The sequence below is a fragment of the Thiomicrorhabdus sp. Kp2 genome (genome assembly GCF_000478585.1).
Taxonomy (GTDB): Bacteria; Pseudomonadota; Gammaproteobacteria; order Thiomicrospirales; family Thiomicrospiraceae; genus Thiomicrorhabdus.
Genome location: NZ_ARWI01000001.1, coordinates 2,138,984 through 2,155,801, shown reverse-complemented (window position 1 = coordinate 2,155,801; position 16,818 = coordinate 2,138,984). Strand labels below are relative to the sequence as shown.

The following is a 16,818-nucleotide window of genomic DNA, read 5'->3' as shown; positions in this document are numbered from 1 at the left end:
TTCACCCTAAAGGGTCGCCTTGCAGGCGTTCTGCGCGCCAAGGCGCTAGTGCCACGACCTTCGGCCTCGCAATGACAAAATCTTTTAATCTTTGTATCTTCGTGCCTTGTAGACTCTACAGCTGAAAAGACATAATAAAAACGAAAGTTCCGTCATTACGAAACGAAGAACTCGGCTGTAGAGCCGAGAACAAAGTGAAGTAATCCATAACTCTTGTCTAAATACAGTAATCTGCCGTGAGTCATGGATTATTCGTTACACTTCACCCTAAAGGGTCGCCTTGCAGGCGTTCTGCGCGCCAAGGCACTAGTGCCACGGCCTGCGGCCTCGCAATGACAATACCCTTTAAAACCTTTATGCCTTCGTGTTTAATCTTCTGCTTAATTTTCTTGATAAGGGTTTTTATACCCAAGCGATTGCATAATCTCAATTTCAAGCGCTTCCATCTCTTCTGCTTCGTCTTCATCTATATGGTCATAGCCTTGCAAATGCAAGGTGCCATGCACAATCATATGCGCCCAATGCGATTCTAACGATTTGTTTTGTTCTTTAGCTTCTTTGGCCACCACATCAGCGCAAATCACTAAATCGCCCAAATAAGGCAATTCTTCACCTAAATCTACCAGGCCTGGTGGTTGTTCAAACTCAAACGATAACACATTGGTTGGCGTATTTTTACCACGATATTCGTAATTAAGAGTTTGGCTCTCATCCTCATTTACAATACGAATAGTCATTTCAACAGGCTCAAAAGAGCGTGGCTCTTGCAAAGCCAAATGCACCCATTTTTGACACTGCTCAAGGGTCGGAATAGATTGTTCTTCAATCGCCCACTGCAAATCAAGATCTAACATGTTATTGCCCCTTAGTAAAAATGAATTACACTAATAGATTTAACCACGAAAACAAGCGGCTTACTCTTTAAGCTTCTGCTGTTTGCGATCGTATTTATCGTAAGCGGTGACGATTTTTTGCACCATTGAGTGTCGCACCACATCTTGCGCTTGGTAAAAACTAAAGCCAATGCCTTCAACCCCATCCAGTACTTCAATCACATGGCGTAAACCAGACTTTTGATGCCTCGGCAAATCACACTGGGTAATGTCCCCCGTAATTACGGCAGTTGAACCAAAACCAATACGGGTCAAAAACATTTTCATCTGTTCTGTGGTGGTATTTTGCGCTTCATCCAAAATAATAAACGAATCATTTAACGTACGGCCACGCATAAATGCCAGTGGAGCGACTTCAATCACATTTTTTTCCATTAAACGCTCAACCGTTTCAAAGCCCATCATTTCAAATAGAGCATCAAACAACGGTCGTAAGTAAGGGTCTACTTTTTGGCTTAAATCACCAGGTAAAAAGCCCAGCTTTTCACCTGCTTCAACCGCAGGTCGAGTCAGTATAATTCTTCTTACTTTCTCATTTTCTAGAGCTTCTACTGCACACGCCACAGCCAAATAGGTTTTTCCCGTTCCAGCTGGGCCAATGCCAAAGTTCACATCATATTTTTGAATCGCTTCAATATAACTGGCCTGGTTAGGATTACGCGTTTTAATGGTTTTGCGACGAGTTTTGATTAGAACCTGCTCGGCATCTAAAGCTCGGTCTGTATCCAACCCTAGTCCATGTAAATGTAAGTGAATTGCCTCTGGGGTTAAGGTCTCTTTAGCGGTCGATTCATACAAATCACGAATAAGCTGCTCAGCTTTAACGATTCTATCTGACAGGCCTGTTACCGAAAGCTTAAAACCGCGTGAATTCACCTCTACACCAAGGCGAAGTTCGATTTGGTCAAAATGCTCGTTATGCCAACCTAACAGGTTTTGCAAACGTTCATTATCTTCTGGAAACAGTGAAAACTGAATGGTATGTAATGCTGGCAAATTAAGCCTCAAAAGTACGTTTTAAAAAAATCAATTTCAACACAAAGAACTCAGCTGTAGTATCGGGACACAAGATAGCCTTAACACGGTTCAAAACTTAAAGTGTGTTGCTAATCCAGTTTTGTATCCTTAAACCCTCAACTCTTTCAAACTCTTTTAAGTTATTAGTAACCAGTACAGCACCTAAACTTCTTGCATGAGCGGCAATATGAATATCATTAACACCTATGATACTACCCTGCTTTTCAAGTTGCGCTCGAATATCGCCATAATGATAGGCCGCCGTTGCATCATATTCAAGAATATCTAAACGACTGCAAAAATCTTCAACGACTCTTAAATTTTTACTCACAAACTGACTTTTTTCAACGCCATGAATCAGTTCTGCCAAAGTCACAGAAGATATCGCCAAATGACCTGCCGCCTGATTAAACTTATCTAACATCTCTATAGGGCGACGTTTAATCACATAGATACAAATATTAGTGTCCAACAGAAATTTAATCATCAAAAGACTCTCTTGATGTTTCTGTTTGCTCTGCACGGCTATTCATAAAATCATCAGAAACCGCTAACTCATCCGCTAAGAAAAAACTATCCCATGCATTTTCAAACGGGCTAATAATGCGATCTTTTCCCAGTGTGCGAATAATGACTTTTTTGATAGATGCATCAAAACGTACATCAACAGGTAAACGTACTGCTTGAGTTTTATTGTTTTCAAAAACAGTTGCTGTAATCATAACAGGCCTCCATAACACTATATACCAATAGTATATAGCATTTTAAAACAGAGAACTAATCTAAATATTAGTGAATAATTACTACTAGAACATGATAACAAATTAAAAAATATCCGCTATAAAGCATGGTACTGCGGTGCTGTATGTCTATCTGCTTCAGGTGTCGCGACTAATTCACCACGTAAAGAGTTAGTTAAAGCTTCGGTAATTTTAACATCCACAAATTGACCAATTAACTCTGGTGAACCTTCAAAATTCACCACACGGTTGTTCTCTGTACGCCCTGCTACTTGAGAAAAAGAGTTACGAGATAAACGCTCAACCAACACTTTTTGCACTGTACCAATCATGCCATCACTGATTGCTTGGGTTTGTTTATTAAGCTGTTCTTGCAATACAAAAAGGCGACGCTTTTTCTTTTCCATTGGCTCATCATCAGGAAAACCAGCCGCAGGTGTACCAGGGCGTTCACTGTAAATAAAGCTGAATGAACGGTCGTAATTTAACTCTTCAACAAGCGCCAAGGTTTCTTTAAAGTCATCACAGGTTTCACCTGGAAAACCAATAATAAAATCACCTGACAAACTCAAGTTAGGACGTAATGCACGCACTTTACGAATCGTAGACTTATATTCCAACACCATATGGTTACGCTTCATCATCGCCAAAACTTTGTCTGAACCCGACTGAATAGGTAAATGCAGATGAGAAACCAACTCGGGAATCTCCGCGTAACAATCAATAATACTTTGCGTCATTTCATTTGGATGAGAGGTCGTAAAACGAATACGGTCAATACCATCAATCGTTCTAATGGCGTGCATTAAAATCGCTAAATCAGCAATTTCACCATCGGCCATTAACCCGCGATAAGCATTGACGTTTTGCCCAAGCAAATTAACCTCGCGAACACCTTGCTCTGCTAAAACACGAATTTCATGCATCACATCTTCAAATGGTCGGCTAACCTCTTCACCACGGGTATAAGGCACAACACAGAAGGTACAATATTTAGAACAGCCTTCCATAATCGAAACCATGGCCGAAACGCCACTCACCTCAGGTTCTGGCAAATTATCAAACTTCTCAATTTCGGGGAAAGTAATATCAATGATCGCTTTTTTCTTTTTGACTGAATCATCGCCACGCATACGTAACGCTTCATCAATCATCGCCGGTAATCGGTGCAATGTTTGCGGGCCAAAAATCACATCCACACTAGGCGCACGCTGACGAATCACTTTACCCTCTTGTGAAGCTACACAACCACCCACACCAATTACACGGTTTGGCTTTCTGGCTTTCCACTTAGACCAACGGCCCAATTCAGAAAACACCTTCTCTTGCGCTTTTTCACGAACAGAACACGTATTCATCAACACCACATCCGCCTCTTCAGGCTCAGTAACAAGCTTTAAACCATGAGTCTTCTCAAGCAGACTCGCCATCTTGTCAGAATCATACTCATTCATCTGACAACCATAAGTAATCACATAAAGTCCGCCGGTAAATGGAGTGGTTTGAGACATATAAATTCCGTAAAAATTAAAAGGTAAATAAACTGTATATTTGAATCTATCTAGCTGAATATTAAAAGTTTTTAAAACATTCAAACAGAAACAAATCGGGTCGCGTATTCTAACACAAACTATTTTAAAAACCCTAAAAACAGAAAACCCGCCAATTGGCGGGTAAATGACTATCTTGAGTTAAAGCTTTAAAGCTCTAAACAGATGTCCATATCTGGGGCTGCAGCAGTACCATTATTAACAAAGAACACAACCCCCGTAGTGCCAACACCATCATCCAACTTAACATCTATACCCGTCACGACATCAACCGCTTGAACATCAGTAATACCAAAAATACAGACTTGATTTCTATTCGGAATCAATGTCGTGCCCGCTGCAATAGAAGCAGCACTACCAAAACCTGCACCAAATACCGCACCCTCATCCCATTGTGGCTGCGGGTCTTCTGTTTTTAAGAAACCTTGGACAAATAAATCTTCAAAAAAATCACCAGCGGCTGCATCTGCTGCTGCCACTACTGTAGGTACGATTTCACCATTAGAAGCGGCGGCAGTTGCTGAATCACCTGGATATCTACCAATCCTATCACTATATGCATATGAAGAGGCCTGTAATGAAACAAGAGCATCAGTATCTGATTTAATTTTTGCAGAATTAATCATCTCTTGACCTTTAAGAACACCACCTAAAAGTAAACCGATGATAACTAATACGATTGCAATCTCAACTAATGTGAAACCTTTTTGATTTTGTAAGTTTTTAACTTCCATGAATATCTTCCTTTTTTAATGTATAAAACATTTACACGTTTTGTGTAGTTCACATATTACAGGCTTTGATATAGAAAAAAAGAGTAAATTTTTTTTACTCCTCGTTTTTTTTGAGTTTAATGCAATGCTTTAAGTTACCAGGCCTGGTAATTCAATAATAAAACCAAATTCAGCCCTATCATTCTGGTAAAACTCTATTTGTCCTTCTAGCTGTTTGAGCAGCTCTCTAGACAGGAAAAGCCCTAATCCCATTCCGCTTTCACTGGTTGTCCAAAACGGCTCAAACATTCTTTCTGAAAGAAACTCTTGATCATTAATTTTATGACTGGCAATTCTGATATTAACTTTTTGCTCTAAGCCATTATGATTGATTGAGATATGTATCGGTTCTTCCGACGATGGATGATCTCTAAAATTACCTAAGATATTTTTAAACACCTCGAGTAAAACCTGGCGTGGCAATTTGGTTGAGACATTGCCCTCTAAAAGCACATTTAGACTATACATTTGAACCACATCATCAATGAGGTCTTTAAGGGTATAAACATTCCCCTCGTAAAACTCTGAAAGTGGTTGTTGCATATGCTCTACTGTTTTTCTGGCTCGTAACGCCATTGGCGGCAAGGTGTTTACCAGTCTTTCAACCAATTTTAACTTGGCCTCTTCATTACCTACTGTTTGAAGCTGTTCAGAAAGGAGCTGAATAAATTGGGCAATGTTTTTAATTTCATGCTGTACAAACAGTTGATAACGTTCAAGACGCTTTTGAGATGTGAGAATTTCGGTTTGTTTTAGAACGAGGTTTTGTTCCAATATGTTCAAAAACGTTTTGATAACCAGGCCAGCCATACTTTCAAGTTGATTCGCGTCTTTGGTAACAAATAACACAATTTCAAAACGCATGTCTTCACGTGAAACAGAATGCACTTGCTTAACGAGTCTTAAGCGCTCTTCACTTCCTTTAACCACCGTTTTACGTTCACCAAACCATTCAATATTGGCGTTAATTTTGGCACAACCTACCGAGTTGAGTATTGACCAGGCCTGGTTAAAAAAATCTAATGCGTCTTGATGACAATTTTGATTAAGCTCATACAAGCTAGATAAAGCTCTATTTAATCGCTTTGATTGACGCCTAAAATAATAAGCCGTAAAAAACAGTGAAAAACCAATAACGATAAGTGCTAGCCAAAGCCATTGAATCAAACTTTCTGAAAAATGCTCCATCAAACTTAAAAACCCTTAATTAAGAAATCATACGAGTGTTTTGTACACAGGCAATAACGGTGCTTTTTGTCATTGCGAGCCCTTTAGGGCGTGGCACTAGCGCCTTGGCGCGTAGAACGCCTGCAAGGCGACCCTTTAGGGTGAGCAAAGCGAATAATCCATGGCTTACGGCAAAGCACTGTGGTCAGACGTTAACCATGAATTACTTCACTTTGTTCTCGGCTCTACAGCCGAGTTCTTCGTTTCGTAATGACGTTTTTTGAACCACGAAGGCACGAAGTTTTTAAAATCTTGGTCATTGCGAGCCCTTTAGGGCGTGGCAATCCTTGGCTTACGGCAGGGGTATGTGGTTAAACATTTGCGTGCCCCAACCGTCATTATTCAGCTTAACTGGATAGTCTTATTTAACCATCCTAGATTCCCGTCTCAAGCACGGGAATGACATTGTTTTTTTAAACGAATTCTTTATGTCTCGTTTCTGCAGAGAGGATTTATGAATAATGATTATTTTTCGGTTTGAGTTACCAGGCCTGGTAGAAACTATTCATCTCTCTGTAGATGATATTTTTTTATTAAGTAATAAACGTTCTCGCGCTTTAAACCTAAACGCCTGGCCGCTTCATGGACATTAAACGCTGTATCACTTAACACCTGTCTAACCAGTTTTTCCTCAGCCTGATTACGAATCTGTTTAACCCCTTCACCTAGGCTGGCATCAATTTTTACTTTATGTAGCCCCTCTTGTTCACGCAGCTTTTCTTCTTGTTCATAGAACATAATTGCCCGCTTTATAGCGGCAAGCACGGATTCTGAAGAAATCGGTTTTTCTAGAAAATCAAATGCACCATGTTTTAATGCAATATAAGATGTGGATTCCGCGTTTTGGCCAGTTAATACTAATGTTTTCACTTGCGGCTGATTGACCTGTAACCATTCAAGAACCGCAACACCTTCTTGCGGTGTATGCTCGTGAGGGGGCATTCCCATATCTAAAAGGATAACAGGAAAGATATTTTGATTTAAACAGCCAATTGCTTCTTTTTGGGAGCTGGCCTCAGTAACAGAATAACCTGCAGACTCCAAAGAAAAACCCAGCATGCCACGCAGTGCTGGGTCATCATCAATAAGTAAAATGTTTTTATGATTCAATGGTAAAGATACCTTTTATCCATTCAACTAAATTCATTAAAGAACCACATACTCTCGACTACTACCATTAGATTTGAAGATTACCAGCTCAAAACCATTAACATTATTTTGAAAACCAGAATCAGCATCCCATTCATCTTTAGTCATGTTTTCTAGCACTAAAATATCGTAGCCATCCCCTCCGTTAACTCCAACAGCCAAACCACCTGAATCAGCGTTAGAACTATCTCCTAACCACAAAACATCGTCATCGGCACCTAAATCAAGTACGGGGCCAGGTATTGTTGTCTCTGTAGTTGTTGTTATAGTGGTCGTCTCAGTTACTAATTCTGGTCCTCTACGGTATCGAACATCCGTTTCAACGGTTGTTACAACGGTTGTTACCACATTACCGCTAACAGTTTGAGTTTCTGTAGTCACCGTTCCTTCTGCAGGAGGGCTATATGTATAGTAAGCATTTGAAGAACTTGTTTCGGTCGCTTCAGAAGTTGTCGTGCTTGCATCAACAATATTTCCTTGAACCCAAACCTTATCATTGCCTGATTCAGCAGAAAGATTGCTTGTTAAGTCCTTACCTAAAATAAAACGATCATCCCCGTCACCTAAATACACAGCAGAATTAGCGGCATTCACAATATAGACAGTATCATCCCCTGCTCCTGTGTTTAATTCAGCTTGGTCGCCATTACTGGTAATTTCCCCAGTCAAATTATTGTATTCAACCTCAGAAGAGAGATCATTACCAATCACCACATAATCATTACCCTGCCCTAAATCTAATGCAGTTGTAATATTTCTGTTAACGGTAATGACATCTGGATTTGAGGCATCATCAAGTGGCACATAATCCCCATCGTTCAAGTCATAGGCATTGTAGGTGGGTGTTAAAGGTGTATTTGCCGCTGTGTTATTCCAAACAACAACTGGTGAGAGAATTTCAGACTTTATTTCATAACCCGTTATGGTAACAATCGTATCGTCAAAAAAATTGGCTGCCACAGATGTCTTTTGTGCTTGATGATAAAACTCATCCACAATACAGTTTTCTTGGCTTGCTCCATTGGCCGTCCCACAGGAGGACAAGGTGGTTGCGCCATCCTCATTATAGGCCACTAAAACAACTGCTGCGGTAGCCGTTTCAAAAGTAGCGCCTGCCCCACAAGCACCAGGAGCGGTATTTTCATTACAAACACTATAATTACCTAAACCATTATCGCCCGCAATCGGTGGTGTATTTCTTAAATTAAACACCGCTTCACCTGGCGTAGCGTTACAAAAAAAGCTGGCCGATGACGTATCATCACAAATAACAACGGTGGCCTGATCATCTGCATTACGGTTGACCGCATAACGAATAAAATTACCATAAGCGTCTTGAACATCAGCACGCTTCATTCCAATATCTAAATAGGGAACCGCTCCAAAGTCAGCGTTACACACATTAAAAACATCCGTTCCAACGGCAACCGCAGTTCGATTTTCCATTCCATCAGGATTTGCATCAGAGTCTGGGCAGGGTAAATACTTATTTACCATGGCAAATTTCATAAGCTGTTTTTTAATATCTTTTTGAGTTGCTTCAGATTCAAGCTGTTTAGTAACACTACGAATCTCACCTGTACCAGAGAAAACCCCAACAAAAACGATTCCTAATATGGCCAAGACCACACCAAGCTCAACGATTGAAAACCCTTTTAACTTGCGACTATTCATTAAATACATCCAATTTATCACTGTCATCGCCTAACTCAATACCTGCTGTATTAACTGTTGGCATATCTGGAGCCGATGCAGGCGAATCGTAAAGCACAACCTCTAAATCACTGACACTCACAACTTCATCTTCGTGCGTTGAACCTACAATAAAGTTTAAATCAACTTGACCATTTTCATCTAGAGTAACGTTGTATTCTAAGTATTCATACCAAGCATCATAATCTCTATAACCCGTAGTGTTATTATTGGTTGGATCATAATATGAGTAATCCCCTAATACCGTTTGGTCAATACCTTCATAGGCATCATTTGTCATTGCCCCACTAGCACCTGGAGTGTTGCCGTTTATACCAACCACAAAAGAGTCACGAGTATGCCCAGACTCAGAGCCGTTTTCGTAAAAACCACTCTCCCATCCTCCAACAATTTCAGCCTTGAAAGAAATGGTAACGGTTTTATTGGCGTTATCCGTTCCAAAATCAAAATTTTGACTGTTGTAATCCCAGGCCTCAATCGGGTTGGATTGAACATTATCACCTGAACCACCTGTCTCTTTATTTTGACCTAATGTAGCGATCGAACCACCTGTAATAGAAGTTGGTGTTGAGTCATTAACTAAAGCAATAACTTCTGCTTCATAACGGTTTTTTAACTCATTGGCAGAGATAGTTTGAATCAAGTCATCGTAATACGGGTTTTCAGAATAACCCGCCTGTACAAAAAACAAGTCACCATCACGATTCTCTTGTTCAGCCACATCCAACCCTGCGGTTACTTGGCCATTTTCATTAACAGCAACCAACACGGCAACTAAAGCGTCACCATAAATTGCAGCACCAGCCGTACCCGCATTACAGTTAGCCGTATTACAAACCCTTAAATTATTTACCCCAGGATTCCCCATTACGGGAAGTGTGGTCAAATTAAACATTGGTGGTGAAGTATTATTAAAATAACAAGCCGCATTTAGAGGGCAATCCGTAATACTCGCTGCACTAACAGCACTTTGGTTTATCGCATAAATAAGATTATTGTCCCAACTGTCCTGCACATCTTTTACAGACAAACCCAAATCATTAAAAGGCACGCCACCCGTAAATGCAGTACAAGCTACCCCCGTTCTGTTTTCAAAACCATCACCATCCGAATCGGGACACAATAAAAATTTATTTTGTTTAGCAAACTGTAATAATGAAGATTTGGCCAGTTGTAACTTAGAGTTACCCTCTTGCCATTTAACATGAATGCGCTGCTCAGAATACATTGAGAGTGAACCCGCCATTAGAATGCCGACCACTCCTAAGACAACAGCTAATTCAAGCAAAGAGAATCCACTCTGTTTAATTGAGTTCAACGCCAACATCACTTTACTCGTTGGTAATACATCTTTCATATTATTAGCCCTCTCTTTGGCTAAAAACAGTTTTATTCTATTTATCTTACTGTAATATTTAGCTTTTTACTAACACCCAAAATAGTGATATTACTGAATAGCTCTGCCTGATTTAAGTGAAACATACTTTATGTCATAACCTGTTATCCAAAACAGTTGATCATCAAAATCCTGATTTTGCACATTTGACCCCACAGCCTGCCAAAAATAATTATCATTATCTGAGTTCTCAATCTCAGCTGCACTCACCGCATTGCCCGCCCAGGTTTGCGCGCCATTTTTGCCAAAACTCACAACCACCGCAATCACAGAAAAACCAGCTATGCCTGCTGATGGCGTAGCCGCATTACAAGCCGCAACCGCCAATTCATTACAAACCGTATAATTACCCGCCCCTGTGCTTGAACCAAATGGCGGCGTATCAATATCAAAATGTAATGCACCAGGCTGATTACTAAAATAGCTAGCCGACTCTAATGGGTCTAAAATCTCACCAGTACTGTTATCTGCTTGATTATTAACAGAGTAATGCAACGGTTCATTCCAAACGTCACCAAAAGCAACACCCAAATCTTGAAATGGTACCGTCCCGTTCTTATCAGTACACTCAAAAGTACCTTCTCTATTCTCCAAACCATCGCCATCTGTATCTGGGCAAGGTAAATATCCATTAACCTGTGCAAAAGTTAGAAATGCTTGATAGTTTTTCTGCAAAATTACTCTATTCTCAGTATATTTATCAAAGTCACCAACCTTATTAAGCGCGCCTGAAAGACCAAACGACAGAATGGCAATAATCGTTAAAGCAATACTCAACTCTAGCAGTGAAAAGCCATTTTGAAAATTATTTATTTTTAAGTTAGCCATTTCAAACCTATTCATTACGGGCAACCTAAAACGGTTCGCCAACCCTGTCCATACAAGTTCTCGTCTGTTGACAGCGTATTTAAATCACAAGTGAGAAAGTTTGTACCCGCGCTAAAACAATCATTAAACCAATGAAGATTCCCGGCTGCAGAAGCTGGATCGACACATAGATCAGGCACATTATTCCCATCTGCATCCATACTAACACGGCTTAACATGGCCGCATTCCACTCAGCACGAGTGATAGGAATCACATAATCATTAAACTTAGGGTTATTGGCAACAGGTGTTGGGTCATTAAAATTAGAAATAAAATCAGCATCGCCATCGGCATTTTCTAATTCTAAATAATCAGAAATATTGGCTAAGGTTGCTGCGGTTTGAGTTTGACCAGAGAGCGGGTCACCAGAATAGATTAACACCATCACAATATCAGTCACACCATCTAACGTTAAACTCGCTGTCGCAGGTGAAGCAGTATTTAGTGGTACAAATCGTTTAAAAGCAGAGTCATAATAATAATCTGGGTTTTGGGTCAAAAACCGCGAATCAACCGCATACCAAAAGTTACCCGACTCTAAGGGCTGATCAATAAAAGAAAAAACTCTAGAACTAATACCTGTTGGAACCACACCCGTTACAAAAGTGACCCCACTCCCCCCACAAGGAGAGTCTGAAACACCATCATTATTAATGGTATCTGGGCACGGAAAATACCCAGGTCCAGGAATATCCTCCTGAGAAAGCGGTATTGTACTGCCAGAAGTTGTTCTAAAAATTTCTGGTTGAAACATTGCATAAGTCAGCATTTTATCTTTTACACGATACAGCGCATTAACGTTTTCATTCTCTATTGCAATTCGCATCGATTCAGAGCGCACCGACGAAACGGTACCAAACCAAACCGCCGCACCCAAAACTAAGGCAAGCATTCCCATTAGAATAATAAAACCAGATTGTTTCTCTTTCCGCTTACTCATGACACTCTTCAAAAATGCAATAAAAAACCAATATTCATATATTTAGTATAGGCGATAAAAGCGTAACCAACTAATTAATATAATTTTTACTTAACACTACATTTTTTTATAAACCCGTTCACCATAAAGGCACACCTAACTTTTGTTGCTCCAAAACCCACTGCTGAAAAGCAGGCGGACCATACGCTAAAGTTAACGGCGACTTCTCTATTCCTTTAGATTGCGGATCTTGCTGCTGATAAACCAAAGGGCGCATATTTTTTTCAGCATAATTCATTAACCACTTTAAGGTTTTTTGCGGAATCTCACGACCCACTGGAACAGCCACATCAACAGCAACACCCTGCCAATTAAAAGCGGAATCTATTACCAAAGCACCACTTTTATCAGGTCTAAAATTACCTGGCAATTTAGAACCTTTTTTAACCCAAGCACACTCAAACGTTTGGCAAGGATTTACAGGCCTGTTCAAATAGTCATCACAACCTGTTCCCGTACTATGCGGGCAAGGCTTACCAGGATAAGCCTCACACCCTTTTACCGTTATCTGCACCCAACCATCACAACACGCCGTACAAGGCTGACACTCCCTAACTTTCATCAAACTTCCTTAAAGGGGTCAAAGCCCTTTTTTGTGAATAACTAACTTGCAACAACTACTCAACAACATTCTTTTTTGGCCTACCTCTTACTGAATAACCCAATTTACGCTGTAAAACCTTTTCAATAGACTCTTTAAATTGCCCAGAACCTGCAGGCGTACCCGACTGATACCCAGCTTTTAATTCAGCCAAGACATCATTTGGAATCACTTGTTCAAACAAATTAGCATAGAAAACACTACGCAAATCTGGTTTATCACTTAACTTAACAAACTCTGTATGCGGTGTGATTAGCTCATCAGCCAAATTCAAAGCATTGCAGTGATAACTAGAATAAACATACTCATCAGGTCTCAATACCATCCCCGCTCTTACAGGGTTAAGCTCAATATATCGCATACAAGCAAACAAATACCTATCACTATCAATTAAATTACTTTTAAAACGACCTTCCCACAAACTACCACTAAAACCATACTTATGATTAATATAAGACACATAAAAACGCCCAACATACTGCATAACCAGACTAACGCCATTCACCTCTTTTGCACTCATTAATAAGTGAACATGATTAGTCATCAATACATAAGCGTGCAATTTAACATCATACTTAATTAAGGCATCTTTAAGTTTGGTTAAATAATAAAGATAGTCAGCCGTTTCATAAAACACAGGGTCACGATTACGACCACGTTGAACAACATGATTAGGGACATTAGACAAAAAGAATCTTGGTTTTCTAGGCATAAAACAAGATTAGCAAAAATACGAGTGAATTACAAAAAAGATATTCACATAAAAGGGCTTTGACCCCTTTTAGAAGGTAGAAAAGCCCCGGCTATAAATAGACGGGGCTTTTGATACAAAGTTTAATCAAACTGTCTTACGACAGCAATTGATTAGAACTTGTGTAAAAGACCTACAGACATAACAGTCGTGTCAGCATCTTTAACACCTTTGCTGTTTTCAAGCATAGTGTAAGTTACATAACCAGTTGTCTTCTTACCTAATGAATAGTCAAGACCGATTGCATAGTTAGTAGCATCTTCGTTGTTAGTTGCTTTCTTATCGATATCAACAACAGAAACTTTAGCTTTTGGCATGAATTTACCCATTTTGTAACCTAGGTTAGCTTGGATGTTAGTACCACCTTGAGAGGTATCTTCGATAGCATCACCAGAGAAGTCTTGGTACATAGCGTTAGCAATTAAACCACCAGTCGCGTACTGAGCAACTAAACGAGTATGGTTAGCTTCTAAACCTTTAGTACCAACTGTCTGGTCAGACGCACTATCCATACCAGCCGCTAAATAAAGACCTTTTTTAGCTGAACCGTAAGTTAATGCAACAGAATACAAATCAGATAATGAAGACTCTTTATCGTCAGTAGTTGGAGTCATTTTAGAACCTTCTTGAGGAACCATCGCTGCAATCAACTTAACACCAGAGAAAGAAGGAGAAACGTATGCAAGAACGTTAGATACACGGTTTTCCATACCTTTACCGAAAGCACCTAAACCACCAGCCATAGGACCGTTATCCGCAACACCATCGTTGAAAAGATCTTTTGCTTGAATCATTTTAGTAGGAGTGTCATGACGACCCATTAATACTGTACCAAAACCACCCGCTAAACCAACGTACTGGTTACGGTTAGAAAGTGCTTCACCGTTAACATCTTTTGTCAAATCAGATTTACCAGAGTTATCAATATTTAGACCAAACTCAATTTTATAGATTGCTTTAAGCCCGTTACCTAAATCTTCAGAACCTTTAACACCTAGACGTGAAGCTACGTTGTTTACTTGCGTACCTGAAGCAGCCTTGTTTGTTCCTGCAGCTGTATCAACATCAAACTGTTCAACAGCCATATTTACTTGACCATAAACAACTGGTGCATCAGCCATAGCAACTGGAGCAGCGATAGCAGAAGCAACTGCTAGAGCGATAATATTCTTTTTCATTTGAAAATCCTTAAATTAGTTAAAACTGCCTGCGCTTTGCAGGCTTGAGATGCACTATATTGAATAAGACCATGCGGTGCAACTATGTTTTATAAAAAAAACCACAAAGATTTTTTGTGTTGTTTTTTTACAACACCGCTTAAACATCAATACATTTTGTAACCACAAAGCCACGAAGACACAAAGTTTTTTAAAATATTACCAGGCCAGGTTGTTTTGTCATTGCGAGGAACGTAGTGACGTGGCAACACATGCCTTTCGGCAAAGTACAGCAGTTAGACGTTAACCATGGATTGCTTCGCTTTGCTCGCAATGACTGGTGTTTTTTGAACCTAGAAGTCACGAAAAAAACATTTTTAAGGGCGTTATAAAGAATTTATGCCAGCCCGATTTTTTATGGATTTCTTCGCTTTGTTCTCGGCTCTGCAGCCAAGTTCTTCTATTCACTCTGACACGAGATGGAGCTTGCAATAACGGTATTAATTATCTTTTGTTTTAAGTCTTTATCTTCGTGACTTCGTGCCTTCGTGGTGAATATTTTTGACATAAAGGACGGTACCTAGGGGTACCGTCCTAAACACCCCTAAATACTTTGGTTAGTGACCTTGATTGATATAACGAAGCAAATCCATCTCTTGGCGTATAACTGCAAGAATAAATACCGTTTGCATTTTTCTGTCATAACGATAAAGCACTCTGCATGGGTTAACAATGATTTCTTTATAAGGTAAATCAGCTATTTCTGGTATTAATCTACCACTTTCTGGAAAATCTTGAAGTCTATCCACCACACTCATTACTCTACACACTAACTTGCTGGCAGCACTAGAATTGTCTAGCGCAATAAATTCAGCAATATCATCGAGCGAATTAAGTGCAGAATCTGTCCAGATTATTTTAACCATTTAGACATTTTTTCTTTTACTTGCTGATGAGTACTCAATCTTTCATTTGTTAAGTCTTGCTCACCTTTGGCGACAGCCTCAAGAATATTCATTCGGCTTTGTATTGCCTCATAATCTTGAACATTAATGAGATAAGCAGCAGGCTTACCTTGCTCTGTAATTAATACTGGCTCATGACTTGTATTTAAATCGGCCAAAATACGAGTTGCCTGCCTTTTTAACGTGGTTACCATTTCAGAACGCACTGGTAGCTCCTTTTGTACTGAATTAAAAGTATCACTATTGTATCACTTAAAAAAACAGCGCCCTAATTTTGTTGAACCACGAAGCCACAAAGACACAAAGGAAAAGATTATTAAGAGTTCTACAAAGCCATTTTACAGGCTCGGCATTTTTGTGGATTGCTTCGCTTTGTTCTCGACTCTGCAGCCGAGTTCTACGTTTCACAATGACATTCTGAATTCATTCGTGTTATTCACTATTAAAATCTTCGTGACTTCGTGTCTTCGTGTCTTCGTGGTTAACTTTATTTTTTTAAATCTTCGTGCCTTCGTGTCTTTGTGGTTAACTTTAATTTAACCCAGACATAAAAAAACCCGCTCTGGCGAACCAGGCGGGTTTTTTTTGAACCAAAATGTAATATATATAAATATATATAAATAGTTTGTATATATTAACGTTTTGAGAACTGAGGGCGACGACGTGCTTTACGTAGACCGACCTTTTTACGCTCAACTTGACGAGCATCACGAGTTAGAAGACCACGCGCACGTAGTGCTGGGCGGTTACCTTCTTCGTATGCAACAAGTGCACGAGCTAGACCGTGACGTACTGCACCAGCTTGACCAGTTGTTCCTCCACCAGCAACGGTGATAAACGCATCAAATTTATCTACGTTTTCTGTTGCTTCTAAAGATTGGTTAATTACCATTAAGTCTGTTTCACGAGCAAAGTACTCTGTGATGTCACGACCGTTTACTGTCATTTTGCCTGAACCCGCTTTTAAGAATACGCGAGCTACTGAGCTTTTACGACGACCTGTTCCGTAGTATTGTTCTGTTGCCATTTTAATATTCCT

The 16,818-nt window shown here is 39.8% G+C and carries 18 protein-coding genes; all 18 read right to left on the bottom strand.

The genetic code is table 11. The features are described 5' to 3' along the window. Positions 1-380: 380 nt before the first annotated feature. The gene (gene ybeY, locus A379_RS09750) at positions 381-854 is read right to left on the bottom strand and encodes an rRNA maturation RNase YbeY (protein ID WP_040727799.1); all 474 of its coding nucleotides are present in this window, start codon (positions 852-854) and stop codon (positions 381-383) included. Between the two features lie 60 nt (positions 855-914). After that, positions 915-1,889, bottom strand: coding sequence for a PhoH family protein (locus A379_RS09745; protein ID WP_040727798.1), 975 nt, complete (start codon positions 1,887-1,889; stop codon positions 915-917). 97 nt (positions 1,890-1,986) lie between these two features. Further along, positions 1,987-2,397 carry a type II toxin-antitoxin system VapC family toxin gene (locus A379_RS09740; protein ID WP_040727796.1) on the bottom strand — a complete coding sequence of 137 codons (411 nt, stop codon included), beginning with the start codon at positions 2,395-2,397 and terminating at the stop codon, positions 1,987-1,989. After that, positions 2,390-2,632 carry a type II toxin-antitoxin system VapB family antitoxin gene (vapB, locus tag A379_RS09735; protein WP_040727794.1) on the bottom strand — a complete coding sequence of 81 codons (243 nt, stop codon included), beginning with the start codon at positions 2,630-2,632 and terminating at the stop codon, positions 2,390-2,392. The genes A379_RS09740 and vapB overlap by 8 nt, the downstream gene beginning before the upstream one ends. 116 nt (positions 2,633-2,748) lie before the next feature. Further along, positions 2,749-4,161: a tRNA (N6-isopentenyl adenosine(37)-C2)-methylthiotransferase MiaB gene (gene miaB / locus A379_RS09730; protein WP_040727792.1), complete on the bottom strand. Its 1,413-nt coding sequence runs from the start codon at positions 4,159-4,161 to the stop codon at positions 2,749-2,751. Between the two features lie 188 nt (positions 4,162-4,349). Continuing rightward, positions 4,350-4,934, bottom strand: coding sequence for a prepilin-type N-terminal cleavage/methylation domain-containing protein (locus A379_RS13120; RefSeq protein WP_051145148.1), 585 nt, complete (start codon positions 4,932-4,934; stop codon positions 4,350-4,352). 129 nt (positions 4,935-5,063) lie between these two features. Further along, positions 5,064-6,161, bottom strand: coding sequence for an ATP-binding protein (locus A379_RS09720; RefSeq protein ID WP_040727790.1), 1,098 nt, complete (start codon positions 6,159-6,161; stop codon positions 5,064-5,066). Between the two features lie 540 nt (positions 6,162-6,701). Continuing rightward, on the bottom strand, positions 6,702-7,310 hold the full coding sequence (locus tag A379_RS09715; protein ID WP_040727788.1) for a response regulator: 609 nt from the start codon (positions 7,308-7,310) through the stop codon (positions 6,702-6,704). Positions 7,311-7,346: 36 nt separating this feature from the next. Beyond that, positions 7,347-9,023 (bottom strand): type II secretion system protein, encoded by a 1,677-nt coding sequence (locus A379_RS09710; RefSeq protein ID WP_040727786.1) that lies wholly within the window; start codon positions 9,021-9,023, stop codon positions 7,347-7,349. Further along, positions 9,016-10,419 (bottom strand): prepilin-type N-terminal cleavage/methylation domain-containing protein, encoded by a 1,404-nt coding sequence (locus A379_RS09705; protein WP_040727785.1) that lies wholly within the window; start codon positions 10,417-10,419, stop codon positions 9,016-9,018. Before A379_RS09705 ends, A379_RS09710 begins: the two co-directional genes overlap by 8 nt. A gap of 90 nt (positions 10,420-10,509) precedes the next feature. Continuing rightward, complete coding sequence (locus A379_RS09700; RefSeq protein ID WP_040727783.1) at positions 10,510-11,301, bottom strand: type II secretion system protein; 792 nt, start codon at positions 11,299-11,301, stop codon at positions 10,510-10,512. Continuing rightward, entirely contained in the window at positions 11,301-12,266 is a 966-nt protein-coding gene (locus tag A379_RS09695; protein ID WP_157832363.1) for a hypothetical protein, read from the bottom strand. Before A379_RS09695 ends, A379_RS09700 begins: the two co-directional genes overlap by 1 nt. Positions 12,267-12,384: 118 nt before the next feature. Next, a complete protein-coding gene (locus A379_RS09690) occupies positions 12,385-12,867 on the bottom strand; it encodes a hypothetical protein (RefSeq protein WP_040727781.1) in 483 nt (160 codons plus the stop codon). A gap of 55 nt (positions 12,868-12,922) precedes the next feature. Next, positions 12,923-13,594: a transposase gene (locus tag A379_RS09685; protein WP_198525672.1), complete on the bottom strand. Its 672-nt coding sequence runs from the start codon at positions 13,592-13,594 to the stop codon at positions 12,923-12,925. A gap of 176 nt (positions 13,595-13,770) precedes the next feature. Beyond that, entirely contained in the window at positions 13,771-14,835 is a 1,065-nt protein-coding gene (locus A379_RS09680) for a porin (protein WP_040727779.1), read from the bottom strand. Between the two features lie 596 nt (positions 14,836-15,431). Beyond that, the gene (locus tag A379_RS09675) at positions 15,432-15,740 is read right to left on the bottom strand and encodes a type II toxin-antitoxin system RelE/ParE family toxin (protein WP_040727777.1); all 309 of its coding nucleotides are present in this window, start codon (positions 15,738-15,740) and stop codon (positions 15,432-15,434) included. Beyond that, a complete protein-coding gene (locus A379_RS09670; protein ID WP_040727776.1) occupies positions 15,728-15,985 on the bottom strand; it encodes a type II toxin-antitoxin system Phd/YefM family antitoxin in 258 nt (85 codons plus the stop codon). Before A379_RS09670 ends, A379_RS09675 begins: the two co-directional genes overlap by 13 nt. A gap of 428 nt (positions 15,986-16,413) precedes the next feature. Beyond that, on the bottom strand, positions 16,414-16,806 hold the full coding sequence (rpsI, locus tag A379_RS09665) for a 30S ribosomal protein S9 (RefSeq protein WP_040727775.1): 393 nt from the start codon (positions 16,804-16,806) through the stop codon (positions 16,414-16,416). Positions 16,807-16,818 lie beyond the last annotated feature (12 nt).